This window comes from Paraburkholderia bannensis NBRC 103871 (assembly GCF_000685015.1).
GTDB lineage: Bacteria > Pseudomonadota > Gammaproteobacteria > Burkholderiales > Burkholderiaceae > Paraburkholderia > Paraburkholderia bannensis.
Window position 1 is genome coordinate 176,625 of the sequence record NZ_BAYA01000014.1, and the last position, 18,509, is coordinate 195,133.

Below are 18,509 nucleotides of genomic sequence, written 5' to 3' on the forward strand. Positions count from 1 at the left end.
GCCGCGGATCGCTTAAAATCGCGGCCATGAATACTTCCAACACTACCCAAAGCGCGGCCCTGCCGCGCATCGCCGTGCTCGCTACCGGCGGCACGATCGCGGGCTCCGCGCCCGACGCGGCCAATACCGCCGGCTACCAGGCCGGCGTGATCGGCGTCGCGCAATTGCTGGCGGCCGTGCCCGGCCTCGACGCGGTCGCGCAGATTCACGCCGAGCAGGTCGCGAGCGTCGACAGCAAGGACATGTCGTTCGCGCTCTGGACGACGCTGGTGCAGCGCGTGAACGAGTTGCTCGCGAGCGACGATATCGACGGCGTCGTCATCACGCACGGCACCGATACGCTCGAAGAAACCGCCTACGTGCTGCATCTCGCGGTCAAGAGCGCAAAGCCCGTGATCCTGACGGCCGCCATGCGTCCGGCTTCGGCGCTGTCGGCGGACGGCCCGCTGAACCTGCTCAACGCCGTGACGCTCGCCGCGAGCGGCCAGGCGGGCGGGCAGGGTGTGCTGGTGGCGTTCAACAACCGCATTCACTGCGCGCGCGATGTGGCGAAGGTCAGTACCTACGCGGTGGACGCGTTCCAGTCGCCTGAGATCGGCGCGCTGGGCTGGGTGCAGGACGGCCGCGTCGAGTTCCAGCGCCGCGCACTGCGCCCGCATACCGTCGATACGCCGTTCCACGCCGACAAGCTGACGGAAACCCAGTGGCCGCACGTCGAGATCGTCACGAGCTACGCGGGCGTGTCGCGCATTGCCGTCGATGCGCTGGTGAGCGCGGGCGTGCGCGGCATCGTCGTGGCGGGTACGGGCAACGGCTCGATCCATGCGACGCTGCAACAGGCGCTGGGCGATGCGGTGGCACAGGGCATTGCCGTGGTGCGCGCGTCGCGCGTGGGTTCGGGTCACGTGATGCACAACGGCGCGGCGAAGGACGATGCGCTTGGCTTCGTCTCGGCAGGCACGCTCAGCCCGTTCAAGGCGCGCGTGCTGCTGATGCTGGCACTCGCGGCGGGCACGAGCGGGAAGGCTGATCTGCAACGCGTGTTCGACACGTACTGATCGGGCGCGGCAAAACACAAAGGGCCTGGCGGATCATCGTCCGCCAGGCCCTTTTGTTTTTTTGCAGGCTTCTGCTGGGTGCCTGTCTGGGTGCTCGATGGGGTACTCGAATGAATGCGGGCTGCCGCAATCCGTACGCGGACACCCGGTGACGACGTCTGACCGACCAAGGCTTCCCCGTCGTCGCCGGGTGCCGCTTTCGGACCCCACTGGCCGCTCTCAGCCCAGAGCGGCCCCGATTTGCCCCGCAGCGGTTGCCGCCGCCACGAAGCGCCCCACCTGCGGCCGTCGCGTGCACAGTGCCGCGCCAGCCTGAATTCGTGTTGTGGCCTGGTGAAAGTCCATCGAGAGGCGATGCGCACGGGCCCACGCGCGCATCGCTTCGGCTTTTGCTGCTTTACAAACCGGCAGCCTTAGGCGGCCTTGGCCTTCGATTCCGGTGCTTCGGCGATTTCGAAATCAGCCATGATTTCCAGTGCGCGAATCATCGCCGAGTGATCCCAGGCCTTGCCGCCGTTCGCTGCGCACACGCTGAACAGTTGCTGCGCGCTCGCCGTATGGGGCAGGGCGATGCCGAGCTTGCGCGCGCCGTCCAGTGCCAGGTTCAGATCCTTCTGGTGCAGCTCGATGCGGAAGCCCGGGTTGAACGTGCGCTTGGTCATGCGCTCGCCGTGCACTTCGAGAATGCGCGACGACGCGAAACCACCCATGAGCGCCTTGCGCACGCGCTCCGGATCGGCGCCCGAGCGTGCCGCGAACAGCAGCGCTTCGGCGACGGCTTCGATGTTCAGCGCGACGATGATCTGGTTCGCGACCTTGGTGGTCTGACCCGCGCCGTTGTCGCCGACGAGCGAAATGTTCTTGCCCATCAGGTCGAACAGCGGCTTGGCCAGATCGAAGGCCTTTTGCGGGCCGCCGACCATGATCGAGAGCGTCGCTTCGCGTGCGCCGACTTCGCCGCCCGAGACCGGCGCGTCGAGGTAGTCGCAGCCCAGCGCGTTGACCTGCTTCGCGAACTGCTGCGTTTCCAGCGGCGAGATCGAGCTCATGTCGATCACGAGCTTGCCAGCCGTGAGGCCCTTGGCGACGCCGTCATCGGCGAACAGCACGTTCTGGACGTCGGGCGTGTCCGGCACCATCAGGATGACGATTTCCGAAGCCTGCGCGACAGCGGTCGAATCGGCGACCACGGTGGTGCTCGCGCGCAGGTCGTCCGGCACCGGGAACTTGCCGTTCACGACGAGCGAGTGGCCACCCTTCTGAAGGTTGCGCGCCATGTGCGCGCCCATGATGCCGAGGCCGATAAAACCAATCTTTGCCATCTTGTGTGTCTCCGGTTGAGTCTAATGCGAGTCGAATGCGGTTCGAGGTGTCGATTGAGCAGCGTGGCTCACGCCAGTTCTGCCGCGCGTTGCTGTGCGCCACGCAGCCAGCCGAGGCCGTCGACGGTCGCGGTCTTCGGCTTGTACTCGCAGCCGACATAACCCGCGTAGCCGAGCGAATCGAGCAGCTCGAACAGGAAGGGATAGTTGATCTCGCCCGTGCCCGGCTCGTTGCGGCCCGGGTTGTCGGCAAGCTGGATGTGGGCGATCTTCGCGAACTGCTTCTTGATGGTCGCGGCCAGTTCGCCTTCCATGCGCTGCATGTGATAGATGTCGTACTGCAGGAACAGATTGTCCGAGCCGACCTTTTCGATGATGTCGAGGCCTTCTGCCGAACGGTTCAGCGCAAAGCCGGGAATGTCGTACGAGTTGCACGGCTCGACCAGCAGGCGGATGCCTTCGCGCTTGAGTTCGGCAGCGGCGTAGCGCAGGTTGTCGACGATGCTCGCGTGCGCGGTGTCGCGGTCGATGCCCGCCGTCGGGATACCGACGAGGCAGTTCAGTTGCGGCACCTTGAGCGCCTTCGCGTACTCGATCGCGCGGCCCACGCCTTCCTGGAACTCGCCACGGCGATCCGGCAGGCACGCAATGCCGCGCTCGCCGCCTTCCCAGTTGCCGGCGGGCAGGTTGTGCAGCACGAGCTTGAGGTTGTTCGCCTCCAGACGTTCGGCCAGTTCAGCGGCCTTGAACGGGTAGGGGAACAGGAATTCGACGGCTTCGAAGCCCGCCTCGGCAGCCGCGGCAAAGCGGTCGAGGAACGGCACTTCGTTGAACAGCATGGTGAGATTCGCGGCGAATTTCGGCATGAGTTGTCTCTCGCGGGGCTTGAGTGGGTGGGGAGCGCCGCTTTTCGCGCATCAGGGCTGAGTGCGAAAAGCGGCGCTTGCTGTTACTTCGATCTTCAGGACTGCAGGCTGATTGCCGTCGGTGCGTGCTCGGGCTTCTCGGCGAGTTCCTCGAACTCGTTGATGGCGTCGATTTCCGTGCCCATCGAGATATTCGTCACGCGTTCGAGGATCACTTCCACGACGACCGGCACGCTGTGTTCGAGGGCCATCGCTTGCGCCTGCTTGAGCGCCGGAGCGATTTCTTCCGGCTTGAACACGCGCAGCGCCTTGCATCCCAGGCCTTCGACGACGGTCTTGTGATCGACGCCATAGCCGTTCAATTCCGGCGCATTGATGTTCTCGAAGGCGAGCTGCACGCAGAAGTCCATGTCGAACTGGCGCTGCGCCTGGCGGATCAGGCCCAGATACGAGTTGTTCACCAGCACGTGCACGTAGGGCAGCTTGAACTGCGCGCCCACGGCCAGTTCTTCGATCATGAACTGGAAGTCGTAGTCGCCCGAGAGCGCCACGATCGGGCGCGCCGGATCGGCTGCACGCACACCGAGCGCCGCCGGAATCGTCCAGCCGAGCGGGCCTGCCTGGCCGCAGTTGATCCAGTTGCGCGCCTTGTAGACGTGCAGGAACTGCGCACCGGCGATCTGCGACAGGCCGATCGTGCTGACGTAGCAGGTGTCGCGGCCAAACGCCTTGTTCATCTCTTCATAGACGCGCTGCGGCTTGATCGGCGCGTTGTCGAAGTGCGTCTTGCGATGCATCGTTGCCTTGCGCTGCTGGCAGTCCGCGACCCATGCGCTGCGATCCTTGAGCTTGCCCGCGGCCTTCCACTCCTGCGCGACTTCGACGAACAGTTCGAGCGCGGCCTTGGCGTCCGAGACGATGCCCAGATCCGGGCCGAACACGCGGCCGATCTGCGTCGGTTCGATATCGACGTGCACGAACTTGCGGCCCTTCGTGTAGACCTCGACGCTGCCCGTGTGGCGGTTGGCCCAGCGGTTGCCGATGCCGAGCACGAAGTCCGACGCGAGCATCGTGGCGTTGCCGTAGCGGTGCGAGGTTTGCAGACCGACCATGCCAGCCATCAGCGGATGGTCGTCGGCGATGGCGCCCCACGACATCAGCGTCGGGATCACCGGCACGCCGACGGTTTCCGCGAACTGCACGAGCAGGTCTTCAGCGGCTGCGTTGAGTACGCCGCCACCCGACACGATCAGCGGCTTGTCGCTGGCGTTCAGGAGTTCGAGCGCGGCTTCGATCTGCTTGCGCGTGGCGCGCGGCTTGTAGACCGGCAGCGGCTCGTAGGTGTCGATGTCGAATTCGATTTCGGCGAGCTGCACGTCGATCGGCATGTCGACCAGCACCGGGCCGGGGCGGCCCGAGCGCATCAGGTGGAACGCCTGCTGGAACACGCGCGGCACGAGCGCCGGTTCGCGCACCGTGACGGCCCACTTGGTGACGGGCTTGGCGATCGATTCGATGTCGACGGCCTGGAAGTCTTCCTTGTAGAGACGCGCACGCGGGGCCTGGCCCGTGATCGCGAGAATAGGAATCGAGTCGGCCTGGGCCGAGTAGAGACCGGTGATCATGTCGGTGCCCGCCGGGCCCGAGGTGCCGATACACACGCCGATGTTGCCCGGCTGCGCACGCGTATAGCCTTCGGCCATGTGCGAGGCGCCTTCGACGTGACGCGCGAGCACGTGGGTGATGCTGCCGGCCTTCTTGAGCGCCGAGTAGAACGGATTGATGGCGGCACCCGGCACGCCGAAGGCGGTATCGATGCCTTCTTTTTCGAGCACCAGCACGGCGGCGTCGACGGCTCTCATTTTGGCCATGATTGTCTCCTGAATATCGCAAAAGCTTTGAGTGACGCGCTGGAAAAAGCGCGCATGGGATACAGCGCTTGTGGTTCACTTTAGGGATGCACGAAAGGTTTGATAAGATCAGTCCCGGTCGCTTATTTCGAAACAAAAAGTATGGAATGACGGTGTGGCGGGGCTTTGCGCCATCGGCACCCTCAGCACCGTGCGTTCAGGAGACAGAGCCATGGATCGCTTCAAGCAGATCGAGACCTTCGTGCGCGTCGCGGAGGCGGGCAGCCTCGCGGCGGCGGCACTGGAGGAGGGCGTGTCGCCCGTGATCCTTGGGCGGCGCATCGACGCGCTGGAAAAGCGCCTGGGCGTGAAGCTGATGTACCGCTCGACGCGGCGGCTGGTGGTGAGCGAGGAAGGCGGGGCGTTCCTGGAGCGTTGCCGCGGCCTGCTGGCGGAATGGGAGCAGGCGGAAAACGAGCTATCGGTGGGGCGGCGCGTGGTCAACGGGCATCTGATCGTGTCCGCGCCCGCGGCGTTCGGTCGCAAGCACGTCGCGCCGCTCGCACCCGAATTCATCGCCGACAAGCCCGAGCTGCAGGTGTCGTTCAACCTGACCGACCGCGTGGTCGATCTGGTGCGCGAGGGTTACGACCTGTCGATCCGCATTGGCGGGGCCGTCGATCCGAACTTCGTGGCCGTGAAGCTGGCGACGAACCGGCGCGTGGTGTGCGGCACGCCCGAATACTTCCGCAAGCACGGCAAGCCGAAGACGCTCGAAGATCTGCCGGGCCACAACTGCCTCGCGTTCAATCTGCAAGGCGGCCAGAACCGCGGCTGGTATTTCCGCCGCAACGGCAAGCTGGCGACGGTGCGTGTGGGCGGCAATCTCGACTGCAACGATGGCGAACTGCTGCATCGCTGGGTCACGGAGGGATTGGGTCTTGGCTGGCGCTCGACCTGGGAAATCGACGCGCAACTCGCGCGCGGCGAACTGGAGACCGTGCTCGATGACTATGCGCTGCCCGATTACGACATTCTTGCCGTCTATCCGCAGCAGCGCTATGTGCCGGCCAAGGTGCGCTATTTCATCGACTATCTGAAAGAGGTCTACGCGCGGCCCGGGTACTGGAGCGGCGTGGTGTGAGGCTAAGCGTGGGCTAGCCCACGACGATCACGCCATTCATCGATTCGATGCCCCGAGCCGCAGAAGATATCGCAGAGAAACTCCACGTTGCCCGCATCGCCCGCCGTCGCGGCGACTAGCACGACTGCGCCGGGCGGCACGTCGGCACGCATCCAGGTTGGTGTGCGCTCTTTCTCAGCCGGGATCGCGGTTCGGCATTTCCGTGAGCGCAAAGGCTTGCGGTGTGCTGCCTGGTGCGTCGATCCGGCCTGCGTGTAGTAGCGGCTTTCGTGCGCAAACCTTCCCGATTTATTTTTCGTTTTCGCCCGCATCGAGCGGGAATAAACTGGCCGCTAACCAGGTAAGACATGCGGGAAGGCAGAGCGATGACACGACTGCCGGTGAGCGAGACCAGGCGCGTGCGGCACGAGGGGACGAGGTGGGAAAAACCGCGAACGGGCAGCACGAATGCCGGGGTAGCGAGGCGGGCGACGCGCAGGAGATCGCGGCGCGCAGCCGCCGTTTCCAGGCGCTCGCGCTGCCGCATCTGGATGCGGCCTACAACCTCGCGCGCTGGCTGTCGCGCAATCCCGGCGACGCCGAGGACATCGTGCAGGACGCGTTTTTGCGTGCGTTTCGTTTCTTCGACACGTTTCGCGGCGATGAGGCGCGGCCGTGGCTGCTCGCGATCGTGCGGCGGGTCTGGTACGACGAATGGCGGCGTCGCGGCGGGGCGCAGGAAGTGGCGCAGTTCGACGAGATGCGCGACGACGTCGCGCCCGAAGGCTGGGACACGGGTGGCGTCGATCCGGAAACGCTCGCGATCCGCGCGGAATCCTCGCGCCACGTGCACGAGGCGTTGCAGCGCCTGCCGGTGGAGTATCGCGAAGTGCTGGTGCTGCGCGAGCTGGAGGAGCTGGAATACCGCGAGATCGCCACGGTGATCGACGTACCGATGGGCACCGTGATGTCGCGGCTCGCACGGGCGCGCAAGCGCCTCGCCGCGTTGCTGGCGGCGCAGGGGCATGGCTCCGGCAGCTCCGGCGGCGCAGCAGGCAGGGAGAACGGTTTAGCAGTCGGGGGAAGTAGCAGTAAAGCCTGGAGACCATCCGGCCGGGGGCCAGACGGCCGGTTCCGCGAGGGGCCGGCCGTCGATGGCGGAGCGCACGAACCGCGTGCGCAGGAACGCCCCGTCGGCCCGCGCAATACGGAGGCGCCCGATGAACTGTGACGAAGCGCGCCCGCTGGTCGACGCCAGTGTCGATCGAGAACTGTCCGCCGCCGATGAATGGCGCGTGCGTGAGCATCTGGCTGGCTGCGTGCCGTGCCGCCGCGCCGTCGCTCAGGTCGAAGCGGTTTCCCGGATCACGCGTCAAGCGCCTTATCACCGCGCGCCGGAAGGCCTGGCCGCGCGGATCGTGGCGGCCTTGCCGCCCGAGGCGGCGCCCGAAGCGGCTGCAACTGCGCCGCAACGGATTGAACCTGCTCGTCGTGGAACGTGGCGCGACTGGCTGCGCTTGCCCGTTGGCGGCGTCGGCGGTGTCGGTGGCGCATCGGGCGCGGGCACGGCGGGGCTCGCGTGGGCGGGCAGCGGCGCGCTGCTGCTAGCCGCGCTCGGCGTGGCGCTCGCGCTGCATCTGCGCACACCCGCCGCCGACGGCGCGTTCGTCGATGAACTGGTCGCCAGCCACATCCGTGCGCAGATTTCAGGGCGCGACATCGACGTGATTTCGACGGATCGGCATACCGTGAAGCCGTGGTTCAACGGCCGCATCGACTATGCGCCGCCGGTCGAGGATTTCGCCGCGCAAGGCTTTCCGCTAATAGGTGGCCGCCTGGACTATGTGGGGCGCGAGCGTGTCGCGGTGCTGATCTATCGCTTCCGCAAGCACGTGATCGACCTCTACGTGTTTCCGCCGGGCTCGGCGGGGCCGGCGCAGCAGGGCGGCACGCCACGCGCAAGCGATGGCTATTCGCTGCTGCGCTGGCAGGCCGCCGGCATGACCTGGTGGGCGGTCACGGATGCGGGGCCCGATGCGCTGGTGGGCCTGCGCGCGGCGCTCGACACACGCCTGTCCGATGGCTCGCCGGGCGTGGAAGCGCGCCCTTAGACACGACTGTTTTGCGCGCCCGAGCGCAAGTCCTTGAAAACACGCCCGAAACGACGCGCGAGGCGCTCAATCCTGTTGCGGGAGGCGTCTTATCGCGCTATACTCTTCGGCTTCTCACTTGCCGCACCGGTTCCGACGCCCGGGTGGCTTTAATCCACAAGGAGTGAATATGCGTCATTACGAAATCGTCTTTATCGTGCACCCCGATCAGAGCGAGCAAGTGCCCGCCATGATCGAGCGTTACAAGAGCACGATCACGTCGCACGGTGGCCAGATCCACCGTATCGAAGACTGGGGCCGTCGCCAACTGGCCTACATGATCGAGAAACTCGCGAAGGCTCACTACGTCTGCATGAACATCGAATGCGACCAGACCACGCTCGACGAACTGGAACACGCGTTCAAGTTCAACGACGCTGTTCTGCGTCACCTCATCGTCAAGATGAAGAAGGCCGAAACCGGCCCGTCGCCGATGATGAAGGAAGTGCAGCGCGAAGAAGCCAAGAAGGCGGCTGCCCAGCCGACCGAAGCGCAGGCTTAAGTTTTAAGCCATCAGGATTCGAGCCCACTTGCACAAGCTGACTGCGTGAACAGGCTGCAACTCACGGCAAGCGTCGTCGAACGCGAACCGGTGCGGTATACCCCCGCCGGCGTTCCGATTGCGAGCGTTACGTTGCAGCACCGCACGGAAGTCGTCGAAGCCGGGATTCCCCGCTTCGTCGAACTGACGATGCCCGCAGTCGCAGCCGGCAAGGCCTGCGGTCTGGTCGAAAGCTGCGAGTTGGGAGCGGAAGCGCTCTTCACCGGCTTTCTGGCGAAAAAGCACCGCAACGCGCGAACCCTGGTGTTTCACATCACCGAAATGCAAGGCACAGGAAAGGACTAATCATGCCCCGCCCGACTGGTAAGAAATTCGACAAGCGTCGTCAACAACAAAACCCGCTCTTCAAGCGTAAGAAGTTCTGCCGCTTCACGGCCGCAAACGTCGAACAGATCGACTACAAGGACATCGATACGCTGAAGGACTTCATCGGCGAAAACGGCAAGATCACGCCGGCTCGTCTGACGGGTACGAAGGCCCACTATCAGCGTCAGCTGGACACGGCTATCAAGCGCGCGCGTTTCCTCGCGCTGATGCCGTACACCGACCAGCACAAGGCCTAATAAGACGACGCGATAAGGAGCAATAGAATGCAGATCATTCTTCTGGAAAAAGTCGTCAACCTGGGTAACCTCGGCGACATCGTGAAGGTCAAGGACGGTTACGCACGTAACTTCCTGATCCCGAACAAGAAGGCACGCCGTGCAACGAAGGACGCAATCGCTGAATTCGAAGTCCGCCGCGCAGAACTCGAAAAGGCCGCCGCTGAAAAGCTGGCAGCAGCTCAAGCCGAAGGCGAAAAGCTGAATGGCCAAACCGTCACGATCGGCCAGAAGGCTGGCGTCGACGGCCGTCTGTTCGGTTCGGTCACGAACGCAGACATCGCTGCAGCGCTGGTCAAGGCTGGCTTCGCAGTGGAAAAGATGCAAGTGCGTCTGCCGGAAGGCCCGCTGAAGATGGTTGGCGAGCACCCGGTGCAAGTTGCACTGCACACGGACGTCCTCGTCGACGTCACGGTGTCGGTGCAAGGCGAGCACGCCTAAGCATGCTGACGGGCGGCCCGCAAGGGTCGCTTGCTGTCTTGCAAAGCACAAAAACAAGAAAGGCAGGAGCCGCAGGGCTTCTGCCTTTTTTGTTGCGCGCTTGTTGTATCGTGACGTCCGCCTTGATGTCTGGTGACGTCCATTGGCTGCACGCTCGCACTGACTTTTTGCACTTTTTGAAGCTTGTGAGCGCCCGCGCACTGCCCGATAATTGCCCTCCATGAACGCTCCGAAAGACCCCCAAATCGAGTCGCTAAAAGTCCCGCCGCATTCGATCGAGGCCGAGCAATCGGTACTCGGCGGCCTGCTGCTGGATAACGGCGCCTGGGACCGGATTGCCGACTTCCTCTCGCAAGGCGACTTCTACCGCTACGATCACCGCGTCATCTACGAGCATATCGGTCGTCTGATCGCGTCTTCGCGTCCGGCCGACGTGGTGACGGTGTTCGAAGCGCTCGGTACGTCGGGCAAAGCGGAGGACGTAGGCGGGCTCGCGTACCTGAACGCGCTCGCGCAGAACACGCCGAGCGCGGCGAATATCCGCCGTTACGCGGAAATCGTGCGCGACCGCGCGGTGCTGCGTCGCCTGGTGTCGGTGGCTGACGAAATTTCCGCCGACGCGTTCAACCCGCAAGGCAAGGAAGTCCGCCAACTGCTGGACGAGGCCGAGGCGAAGGTGTTCTCGATCGCCGAGGACGGCGCGCGCGGCACCCAGGGCTTCCTCGAAATCGGCCCGCTGCTCACCCAGGTGGTCGAGCGCATCGACACGCTCTATCACACGGCCAATCCGAGCGACGTGACGGGCACGCCCACGGGCTTCATCGACCTCGATCGCATGACTTCGGGCATGCACGGCGGCGAACTCATCATCGTGGCGGGTCGTCCGTCGATGGGTAAGACGGCGTTTTCGATGAACGTCGGCGAATACGTGGCGGTGGAGTACGGCCTGCCGGTCGCGGTGTTCTCGATGGAAATGCCGGGCACGCAGCTCATCATGCGTATGCTGGGTTCGGTCGGCCGGCTCGACCAGCACCGCATGCGAACCGGTCGTCTCACCGACGAAGATTGGCCCAAGCTCACGCACGCTGTGCAGAAAATGAGCGAGGCGCAAATCTTCATCGACGAAACCGGTGGCCTGAACCCGATGGAACTGCGCTCGCGCGCGCGGCGTCTGTCGCGCCAGTGCGGCAAGCTTGGCCTCATCATCATCGACTACTTGCAGCTGATGAGCGGTTCGGGCGGCGGCGAAAACCGAGCAACCGAAATTTCCGAAATTTCGCGCTCGCTCAAGAGTCTCGCCAAGGAACTCGACGTGCCGGTGATTGCGCTCTCGCAGCTCAATCGTGGCCTGGAGCAGCGTCCCAACAAGCGTCCGGTGATGTCCGACCTGCGCGAATCGGGCGCTATCGAACAGGATGCGGACGTCATCCTGTTTATTTATCGCGACGAAGTCTACAACCCTGACAGCCCCGACAAGGGCACTGCCGAAATCATCATCGGCAAACAGCGTAACGGCCCAATCGGGCCCGTTCGCCTCACGTTCCACGGTCAATACACGAAGTTCGACAATTTTGCCGGGGCTCAGACCTTCTACGGCGAGTGATGTCGAGTTACGCCAGAAATTGACGTGGAGTCAAGCCGGGATCCCGTGCGATTGCGCCATAGTGGCGCAAATGCCGCTCGGGTGTCCCCGGATCAGTGCGGCCTCCTGCCCGTAACGTTACAATATTGCCGTTTTATGACGGCTATCTTGCTGTTTTGTGACGGCAACTCGAGACCATTACCGGGATTCAAATGTTCGGTCGATTCATGCCCACCGAGGGCAAGTTCTTCGAAATCTTCAATGCGCACGCAAAGTGCATCGTTTCCGCCAGCCGCGAGCTTGAGCTCGTGATCGACAATCTGGCTGATGCGGAAGTCCACAAACAGAACGTGCAGGCCGCCGAAAAGGCCGCCGACAAGCTCACGCACGAAGCGATTGACCTGCTGCACAAGACCTTCATCACGCCGCTCGACCGCGACGAGATCCACAAGCTGATCACGACGATGGACGACTGCCTCGACCTCATGGAGGACGTCGCCACGGCCATCTCGCTGTACGACGTGCAGGCCGTCACCGCCGAAGCCAGCCAGCTCGCACACGTCGTCACGGCGACCGCCGAGCGTGTCCAGGCCGCCGTCGCGCTGCTCTCCGACATGAAGCAGGCGCGCGAGATCCTCAAGGCCTGCGAGGACATCGACCGTCTGGAGTCCGACGCCGACCGCCTGCTGCGCGGCGCGATCTCCAAGCTCTTCCGCGAGGAAGAGGACGTCAAGAACCTGATCAAGCTGAAGGCGATCTACGAACTGCTCGAAGCCATCACGGACAAGTGCGAGGATGTCGCGAACATCATCGAAGGCATCGTGCTAGAGAACGCCTGAGCGGGACCACGATGCAATCGATACAACTCGCCCTCTGGGTGGTGGCCACGCTGGTGGCCATCGCTCTCATTTTCGACTTCATGAACGGCTTTCACGACGCGGCGAATTCCATCGCCACGGTCGTGTCCACGGGCGTCCTCAAGCCGCAGCAGGCGGTGGCGTTCGCGGCCATGTTCAACGTGATCGCCTATTTCGTGTTCCACCTGAAGGTGGCGCAGACGGTGGGCAAGGGCACCATCGATCCCGATATCGTCGATCACTACGTGGTGTTCGGCGCGCTCGTGGGCGCGATCGGCTGGAACGTGCTGACGTGGTACTACGGCATTCCGTCGAGCTCGTCGCACGCGCTGATCGGCGGTCTGGTGGGCGCGGCGCTGGCCAAGTCCGGCTGGCACTCGCTGAACTTCGACGGGCTGATGAAGACCGTTGCGTTCATCTTCATCTCGCCGCTGCTGGGTTTCATCCTCGGCTCGTTCTTCATGCTGACGGTGTCGTGGCTGTACTTCCGCACGCCACCTAGCAAGGTAGACCGGCGTTTCCGCCGTTTGCAGCTGATTTCGGCCAGCCTCTATAGCTTGGGCCACGGCGGCAACGACGCGCAGAAGACCATCGGCATCATCTGGATGCTGCTGATCGCAACCGGCTATTCGGCGATCGGCTCGGATGCGCCGCCCATCTGGGTGATCGGCGGCTGCTATCTGTCGATGGGGATTGGCACGCTGTTCGGCGGCTGGCGCATCGTGCGCACCATGGGCCAGAAGATCACCAAGCTCAAGCCTGTGGGCGGTTTCTGCGCCGAAGCGGGTGGGGCGCTGACGCTCTTCACGGCTTCGTGGCTCGGCATCCCCGTGTCGACGACGCATACCATCACTGGCGCGATCGTCGGTGTGGGCGCGACGCAGAAGCTCAGCGCCGTGCGCTGGGGCGTCGCGGGCAATATCGTCTGGGCCTGGGTGCTGACGATCCCGGCTTCGGCCACGCTCGCTGCGGCGGGCTGGTGGATCGGTCACCGGTTGATGTAACGCCTCTGGTGGCTGCAAACCACACGTGAAAACGGCGCCTTCGGGCGCCGTTTTCTTTTATGCCGCGAATCGTAGCGTCAGATGATCGGCGTCGAACAGCCGTCCATCGGCACAATCGCGCCCGTGACGTAACTGGCGCGCCTGCTGGCGAGAAAGAGCGCCACATCGGCGATTTCCTCGGGTTTCGCATAGCGGCCTAGCGGCACTTTGGCCTCGCCGCGAGCGAGCGCGTCTTCGGCGCTCACGCCTTCGCGGCCTGCTTCCAGTTGCACGGCTTCCTGCAGGCGTTCGGTGAGCGTCGCGCCCGGATTGATCGCGTTGATGCGAATACCGTAGCGCGCGTGATAGTGCGCAAGGCCAACGGTTGCGAGCATGAGCGCCGCATTGGCCGCGCCGCCCGCGATGTGGATGTCGCTCGCGTATTTGCCGCCCATGCCGATGATGTTGACGATCGTGCCGGGTTCCTTGTTTTCGTCCGTTGCCCGCGCCGCCTTGGCGCGCTCGACCATGCGCCTGAGCACCTCCTGCTGCGGGTAGATGTACGGGAAGTACTTCGCTTCCATCGTGGCCCTGAAGGCTTCGGCATCGAGCGCTTCCGGGTCGTAGCGGCGCGCCGCGCCGGAACTGTTGATGAGGATGTCGATTGCGCCGACCGCCGTGGAGACTTCTTCGACGACATCAGCTGCGCTGTGCGGTTCGTGCAGGTCAGCACGCGTGAGATGGACGTGCAGGCCTTCGCTGGCCAGTTGCTCGCGTGCGCGCGCCAGATTGGCGGGGTCGCGCGAGACGATCGCGACGCGCGCGCCTTCTTTTGCGAACGCCCGGGCGCAGGCGAGCCCAATGCCCTTGCTGCCGCCCGTCACCAGCACCACCTTGTTACCGAGTCCGAGATCCATCGCTGCCTCGCTGCGCCTGGGATTGAAAAAGTAACTGGAAACAGTACCAAAACCATAGCAGACGCAGCCGACGGGCGACACCACCGCGGGCGTTCGCTGGCCGTTCGGCCAGGGGCGGGGGCCCGCTTCAGCGGATGGTGGCGCCGCGCCGTGCGGCCGCGCCTAGAACGAGCCGTTGGCGAAACGGGCGATGGGATCGTCGCTGGATTGCGTCGGCGCGACCTGGCTGCTGCCTGCCGTCGACGCGCGCATGATCTGCACGGGCTGACTCGACTGGATAGCCGTCGAACCGGCCTGGGCCGCCTGTCGCTGGGCGGCGTTCATGGCGGACGGCGGGGGCTCAAACGCATCGGCGGCGGCGTCGATCGCGTCGCGCGGGGCGTCGGGTGGCGTCGTCGGTGCGACGGAGGCGGCGTCGCGCGCCTGGGTCTGTGCCGCGCTCATGGCGGGCGGCGGCGGTTCGAAGGCATCGGCTGCGGGTGCGCTGTTCGCATACGTCGGTTGCGAGGCACTCGTCAGGCGGTTTTGAGCAACAGGCGGGGGCGCTGCTGTCGCGGCATAAGCGTTGGCCGCGGCTGGCGAGGGCGTCACCGCAGGCGCGACGGGTGCGGCAACCGCAGCCACTGCTGGCGCACGCGGCGCTGGCGCAGCCGCATCGTAAGTCGGCGCATCGAACGGCGTCGGCGCGCGCTTCGCTGGCGCCAGACGCCGGATCCCGTCGAAATGCTTCGCCCAATAGGGATTGGTCAGATAGTCGAGCCGCACCGTGCCGCCTGTCGAGGGGGCATTCACGAAGCGCAGCTTGCCCACGTAAATGCCCACGTGCGAGTGCGGTCGCCCGGTGGTGTTGAAGAACACGAGATCGCCCGCCGCGATCTGGTCAGGTTCGATCGATTCGCCGCGCTGGCTCATATCGAGCGTCGTGCGCGGTAGATCTTCCGATGCCGCACGCGCGAACACGTATTTCACGAGGCCGCTGCAATCGAAGCCGCTATCGGGCGTATTGCCGCCCCAGCGATACGGAATGCCGACGAGTCCCATCGCCTGGATCGAGATTTCCTCGCGTCCGACGCTGTGATCGACGAAATTGGGGAAGCCGGGCGGCTTGGTGCGCCAGGCGTAGCCAGCGCTCGAACCGTTGCGCGATACCTTCTGCGGCGCGCTTGAGCACGCCGCCAGAAAAACCAGGATCAGTAACGCAAGCCAGAGTCGCCGCATGAAAAGCAGTAGGCGCACACGGAGCGTGCGCCATTGGGGAAAACCGGTAATTCGCCGATGGTAGCCCGTCAGTGCGGGCTTCGGCAAGAATTCTTCACAACTTACTTGAAGTTCGCCCGCCAATCGTTGCGCTCACGGCACGCCGCGCAAAGTGGCCAGCCATAAAAAAAGACCGTGTCCGGTTGCCCGGAAACGGTCTTTCGGTCGATGCCCGGCGCCTGACAAAGCGCCGGATTCAGCCTGTGGCGTCGCCTTACAGAATGTCCGACGCGTAATCGGCCAGACGCGAGCGCTCGCCGCGCGCCAGCGTCACGTGGCCGCTATGCGCCCAGCCCTTGAAGCGATCGACCACGTAGGTCAGACCCGAGCTGCCTTCGGTCAGGTACGGCGTATCGATCTGGGCGATATTGCCCAGACACACGATCTTCGTGCCCGGGCCCGCACGCGTGACGAGCGTCTTCATCTGCTTCGGCGTAAGGTTCTGCGCCTCGTCGATGATGAGGTACTTGTCCACGAAGGTACGGCCGCGCATGAAGTTCATGCTCTTGACCTTCAGACGCGAGCGGATCAGCTCCTGGGTCGCGGCGCGGCCCCATTCGCCAGCGGCGTCGTCCGTTTTCTGGAGCACTTCGAGGTTGTCGTCGAAGGCGCCCATCCACGGCTGCATCTTTTCCTCTTCCGTGCCCGGCAGGAAGCCGATGTCCTCGCCGACCGGCACCGTCGCACGCGTCACGATGATCTCGTTGTAGCGCTTGTCGTCGAGCACTTGCGCAAGACCCGCCGCAAGCGCGACGAGCGTCTTGCCCGTGCCGGCCTGGCCGAGCAGCGTGACGAAGTCGCAGTCCGGGTTCATCAGCAGGTTCAGCGCGAAATTCTGCTCGCGGTTGCGCGCCGTGATGCCCCACACGTTGTTCTTGTGGTGGCCGTAGTCACGCAGCGTCTGCAGCAGCGCCGTCTTGCCGTTGAGTTCGCGCACGATGGCGTGGAACGCCGGCTCGCCGTTCTGCGGCTCCAGATAGACGAACTCGTTCACGAGCATCGACAGGCATTCCGGGCCGGTCACGCGGTAATACGTGGTGCCGGTCTTGGTGTCCTGCCAGGACTCCATGCCCTTGGCGTGCTTGGCCCAGAAGTCCTGCGACAGCGCACGGATGCCCGAGTACAGCAGATCCTTGTCTTCGAGAACCTGGTCGTTGAAGTAGTCTTCGGCGGGCAGGCCGAGCGCATGCGCCTTGATGCGCATGTTGATGTCTTTCGACACCAGCACGACGAGGCGATCGGGCCGGTCGCGTTGCAGCGCACGCACCACGCCGAGGATCTGGTTGTCGGCCTTGCCTTCGGGCAGGCCATCGACCGGATCGATATGCGTGAGCGTGGTCTGGAAGTACAGGCGGCCAAGCGCTTCGCGGCTGCCCAGGCGGGCGAGCGAAATGCCTTCCGAAATCGGGCCGGCGTTCGCGACCAGCTGGTCGAGCGTGCGGCTCACCTGACGCGCATTGCGCGCGACTTCCGACATGCCCTTCTTGTGGTTGTCGAGTTCTTCCAACGTCATCATCGGCAGATAGACGTCGTGTTCCTCGAAACGGAACAGGCAGGTCGGATCGTGCATCAGCACGTTGGTGTCGAGCACGAAGAGCTTCTGCACTTCGACGCTTTCTTCCGGATGCACGCGTTTTTTCGTGCTGCCGCGCGTGGCCGGTGCGGCTGCGCCGCCTGTGGCTTTCGCGGACGCGGGTTTGCTGCCGCTGCGGGCAACCGGAGCGGCGGGCGCTTCGGCGGCGGGCGCGTCAGCCTGCGGGGCCTGCACCGGTTGCAGCAGGGCCGCGGTCTGTTGCTTGCGTTTGCGTGCGGGGGCGGGCGCCACGGGTTCGAGCGCGGCGAGTTCCGCGCTGGCGGAAGGCAGCGGCACCGTGCGCAGCGTGGTCGCTGCGTTGGCGGCTTGCGTCATCGGTTCGGCGACGCTTTCCGCGCCGAAATCCACATCGGCGGCGTCGTTTTCGCTCGCCGCTTTACGCGTGCTGCGCGTCGTGCGCGCGCGCGTCTTGTATTCCTCGGGCGGCAGCAGGTTGCCGAGCTTGCTGGGGGGAGTAGGCAAAGGCATGGTGTCCCTCGAAAAATTCGGGTCGAGTGGTCCGGGGTTACCCAGTAAGGTGCGCTTTCGGGCGGTGCGTGCGGGCTGCCGGGTAGGCCGTCCGCCGTGACCGCGCAGGGTGCGCGCTCAGGTCTGAAAATGCCGGTTCGCCTGGTCTTCGATCGGCTCCTTGACGTGGACGCGCACTGGTTTGCCAGGCCGGCGCAGCGTTGTGGGTACGAAATCCGAAAAAACCAACAAAAAAGCCGCCGCCCCGACTGACGAGGCAAGCGGCTTCACTGCTCTGATGGCGCGTTGCCCGAATGCGCGGGAGCGGTCATCCAGTGACCGTTCGCAACACCGCGCAGAAGCAGGAAAACGCGACAAAATATGGGGTGGACAGGCACTCATTGCAGCCCAATATAACGCGCCTCACAGCGCTTGTACAGCCTCCAGAACCTCGTCGACATGGCCCGGCACCTTGAGTCCGCGCCACTCCTGGCGCAGCACGCCATCGGCATCGATGAGGAACGTGGAGCGCTCGATTCCACGTACTTCTTTGCCATACATTTTCTTCATTTTGATGACGTTGAAGAGCGAGCAGAGCGCCTCGTCGCCATCCGATACCAAAGTAAACGGCAGTTCGAGCTTGGTCTTGAAGTTTTCGTGCGAGCGCACGCTGTCGCGCGAGACGCCCACGATGGTGGCGCCGGCTTTCTTGAACTTCGGATAGAGGTCGCGGAACTCCATGCCCTCGCGCGTGCAGCCGGGCGTGTTGTCCTTCGGATAGAAGTACAGCACCACTTTCTTGCCCTTCAGGCTCGACAGCGTGAAGTCGCCTCCGGTGGCGGGCGCGGTGAAATCGGGAACGGGTTGGTCGATTGCGATGGTCACGTCAGGCACGTGG

18 protein-coding genes and 1 pseudogene are annotated in these 18,509 nt (G+C 64.3%); 11 read left to right on the forward strand and 8 right to left on the reverse strand.

Features of this window, described 5'->3' with window-relative positions:
• The first annotated feature begins 26 nt into the window (after nt 1-26).
• Entirely contained in the window at nt 27-1,058 is a 1,032-nt protein-coding gene (locus BBA01S_RS21950) for an asparaginase (protein ID WP_027818331.1), read from the forward strand.
• A 413-nt stretch (nt 1,059-1,471) separates the two neighbouring features.
• Here BBA01S_RS21950 and BBA01S_RS21955 read toward each other — a convergent pair whose 3' ends face one another.
• From BBA01S_RS21955 to gcl, 3 genes are all read right to left on the reverse strand, one after another.
• On the reverse strand, nt 1,472-2,380 hold the full coding sequence (locus BBA01S_RS21955) for a 2-hydroxy-3-oxopropionate reductase (protein WP_027818332.1): 909 nt from the start codon (nt 2,378-2,380) through the stop codon (nt 1,472-1,474).
• 68 nt (nt 2,381-2,448) lie between these two features.
• Nucleotides 2,449-3,246 (reverse strand): hydroxypyruvate isomerase, encoded by a 798-nt coding sequence (gene hyi / locus BBA01S_RS21960; RefSeq protein WP_027818333.1) that lies wholly within the window; start codon nt 3,244-3,246, stop codon nt 2,449-2,451.
• 95 nt (nt 3,247-3,341) lie between these two features.
• Nucleotides 3,342-5,117: a glyoxylate carboligase gene (gene gcl, locus BBA01S_RS21965; protein ID WP_027818334.1), complete on the reverse strand. Its 1,776-nt coding sequence runs from the start codon at nt 5,115-5,117 to the stop codon at nt 3,342-3,344.
• A 211-nt stretch (nt 5,118-5,328) separates the two neighbouring features.
• Here gcl and BBA01S_RS21970 point away from each other — a divergent pair, with 211 nt between their 5' ends.
• Complete coding sequence (locus BBA01S_RS21970; protein WP_027818335.1) at nt 5,329-6,240, forward strand: substrate binding domain-containing protein; 912 nt, start codon at nt 5,329-5,331, stop codon at nt 6,238-6,240.
• A gap of 13 nt (nt 6,241-6,253) precedes the next feature.
• Here BBA01S_RS21970 and BBA01S_RS48135 read toward each other — a convergent pair.
• Nucleotides 6,254-6,392 (reverse strand): annotated as a pseudogene (locus BBA01S_RS48135) (cupredoxin domain-containing protein); the annotation flags it as partial.
• A 266-nt stretch (nt 6,393-6,658) separates the two neighbouring features.
• Here BBA01S_RS48135 and BBA01S_RS42165 point away from each other — a divergent pair.
• From BBA01S_RS42165 to BBA01S_RS22015, 9 genes are all read left to right on the forward strand, one after another.
• The gene (locus BBA01S_RS42165) at nt 6,659-7,450 is read left to right on the forward strand and encodes an RNA polymerase sigma factor (RefSeq protein WP_156966029.1); all 792 of its coding nucleotides are present in this window, start codon (nt 6,659-6,661) and stop codon (nt 7,448-7,450) included.
• A complete protein-coding gene (locus tag BBA01S_RS21980; protein WP_027818336.1) occupies nt 7,440-8,330 on the forward strand; it encodes a zf-HC2 domain-containing protein in 891 nt (296 codons plus the stop codon). The genes BBA01S_RS42165 and BBA01S_RS21980 overlap by 11 nt, the downstream gene beginning before the upstream one ends.
• Nucleotides 8,331-8,499: 169 nt before the next feature.
• Nucleotides 8,500-8,871 (forward strand): 30S ribosomal protein S6, encoded by a 372-nt coding sequence (gene rpsF / locus BBA01S_RS21985; protein ID WP_027818337.1) that lies wholly within the window; start codon nt 8,500-8,502, stop codon nt 8,869-8,871.
• Nucleotides 8,872-8,916: 45 nt separating this feature from the next.
• The gene (gene priB, locus BBA01S_RS21990) at nt 8,917-9,216 is read left to right on the forward strand and encodes a primosomal replication protein N (protein WP_027818338.1); all 300 of its coding nucleotides are present in this window, start codon (nt 8,917-8,919) and stop codon (nt 9,214-9,216) included.
• Between the two features lie 2 nt (nt 9,217-9,218).
• Entirely contained in the window at nt 9,219-9,494 is a 276-nt protein-coding gene (rpsR, locus tag BBA01S_RS21995) for a 30S ribosomal protein S18 (RefSeq protein WP_027818339.1), read from the forward strand.
• Nucleotides 9,495-9,521: 27 nt separating this feature from the next.
• A complete protein-coding gene (gene rplI / locus BBA01S_RS22000; protein ID WP_027818340.1) occupies nt 9,522-9,974 on the forward strand; it encodes a 50S ribosomal protein L9 in 453 nt (150 codons plus the stop codon).
• A gap of 220 nt (nt 9,975-10,194) precedes the next feature.
• Complete coding sequence (locus BBA01S_RS22005; protein WP_027818341.1) at nt 10,195-11,577, forward strand: replicative DNA helicase; 1,383 nt, start codon at nt 10,195-10,197, stop codon at nt 11,575-11,577.
• A 191-nt stretch (nt 11,578-11,768) separates the two neighbouring features.
• Nucleotides 11,769-12,395, forward strand: a complete 627-nt coding sequence (locus tag BBA01S_RS22010) for a DUF47 domain-containing protein (RefSeq protein WP_027818342.1) — start codon at nt 11,769-11,771, stop codon at nt 12,393-12,395.
• An 11-nt stretch (nt 12,396-12,406) separates the two neighbouring features.
• The gene (locus tag BBA01S_RS22015; protein ID WP_027818343.1) at nt 12,407-13,417 is read left to right on the forward strand and encodes an inorganic phosphate transporter; all 1,011 of its coding nucleotides are present in this window, start codon (nt 12,407-12,409) and stop codon (nt 13,415-13,417) included.
• Nucleotides 13,418-13,494: 77 nt separating this feature from the next.
• Here BBA01S_RS22015 and BBA01S_RS22020 read toward each other — a convergent pair whose 3' ends face one another.
• The 4 genes from BBA01S_RS22020 to BBA01S_RS22035 all read right to left on the reverse strand — a co-directional run bounded on the left by BBA01S_RS22020 (nt 13,495) and on the right by BBA01S_RS22035 (nt 18,496).
• Nucleotides 13,495-14,313, reverse strand: coding sequence for an SDR family oxidoreductase (locus tag BBA01S_RS22020; protein ID WP_027818344.1), 819 nt, complete (start codon nt 14,311-14,313; stop codon nt 13,495-13,497).
• Between the two features lie 162 nt (nt 14,314-14,475).
• Complete coding sequence (locus tag BBA01S_RS22025) at nt 14,476-15,531, reverse strand: C40 family peptidase (RefSeq protein ID WP_027818345.1); 1,056 nt, start codon at nt 15,529-15,531, stop codon at nt 14,476-14,478.
• A 253-nt stretch (nt 15,532-15,784) separates the two neighbouring features.
• Nucleotides 15,785-17,632 carry a PhoH family protein gene (locus BBA01S_RS22030; protein WP_027818346.1) on the reverse strand — a complete coding sequence of 616 codons (1,848 nt, stop codon included), beginning with the start codon at nt 17,630-17,632 and terminating at the stop codon, nt 15,785-15,787.
• A 402-nt stretch (nt 17,633-18,034) separates the two neighbouring features.
• Nucleotides 18,035-18,496, reverse strand: coding sequence for a peroxiredoxin (locus tag BBA01S_RS22035; protein ID WP_027818347.1), 462 nt, complete (start codon nt 18,494-18,496; stop codon nt 18,035-18,037).
• Nucleotides 18,497-18,509: the final 13 nt, after the last annotated feature.

What these genes read in the sequence shown, in the direction of transcription:
- BBA01S_RS21950 (WP_027818331.1), top strand. Translation starts at nt 27, where the DNA reads ATGAATACTTCCAACACTACCCAAAGCGCGGCCCTGCCGCGCATCGCC.
- BBA01S_RS22030 (WP_027818346.1), bottom strand. Translation starts at nt 17,632, where the DNA reads ATGCCTTTGCCTACTCCCCCCAGCAAGCTCGGCAACCTGCTGCCGCCC.
- BBA01S_RS22005 (WP_027818341.1), top strand. Translation starts at nt 10,195, where the DNA reads ATGAACGCTCCGAAAGACCCCCAAATCGAGTCGCTAAAAGTCCCGCCG.
- BBA01S_RS22015 (WP_027818343.1), top strand. Translation starts at nt 12,407, where the DNA reads ATGCAATCGATACAACTCGCCCTCTGGGTGGTGGCCACGCTGGTGGCC.
- gcl (WP_027818334.1), bottom strand. Translation starts at nt 5,117, where the DNA reads ATGGCCAAAATGAGAGCCGTCGACGCCGCCGTGCTGGTGCTCGAAAAA.
- rpsF (WP_027818337.1), top strand. Translation starts at nt 8,500, where the DNA reads ATGCGTCATTACGAAATCGTCTTTATCGTGCACCCCGATCAGAGCGAG.
- hyi (WP_027818333.1), bottom strand. Translation starts at nt 3,246, where the DNA reads ATGCCGAAATTCGCCGCGAATCTCACCATGCTGTTCAACGAAGTGCCG.
- BBA01S_RS21970 (WP_027818335.1), top strand. Translation starts at nt 5,329, where the DNA reads ATGGATCGCTTCAAGCAGATCGAGACCTTCGTGCGCGTCGCGGAGGCG.
- BBA01S_RS21980 (WP_027818336.1), top strand. Translation starts at nt 7,440, where the DNA reads ATGAACTGTGACGAAGCGCGCCCGCTGGTCGACGCCAGTGTCGATCGA.
- rplI (WP_027818340.1), top strand. Translation starts at nt 9,522, where the DNA reads ATGCAGATCATTCTTCTGGAAAAAGTCGTCAACCTGGGTAACCTCGGC.
- BBA01S_RS21955 (WP_027818332.1), bottom strand. Translation starts at nt 2,380, where the DNA reads ATGGCAAAGATTGGTTTTATCGGCCTCGGCATCATGGGCGCGCACATG.
- BBA01S_RS22025 (WP_027818345.1), bottom strand. Translation starts at nt 15,531, where the DNA reads ATGCGGCGACTCTGGCTTGCGTTACTGATCCTGGTTTTTCTGGCGGCG.
- rpsR (WP_027818339.1), top strand. Translation starts at nt 9,219, where the DNA reads ATGCCCCGCCCGACTGGTAAGAAATTCGACAAGCGTCGTCAACAACAA.
- BBA01S_RS22010 (WP_027818342.1), top strand. Translation starts at nt 11,769, where the DNA reads ATGTTCGGTCGATTCATGCCCACCGAGGGCAAGTTCTTCGAAATCTTC.
- BBA01S_RS22020 (WP_027818344.1), bottom strand. Translation starts at nt 14,313, where the DNA reads ATGGATCTCGGACTCGGTAACAAGGTGGTGCTGGTGACGGGCGGCAGC.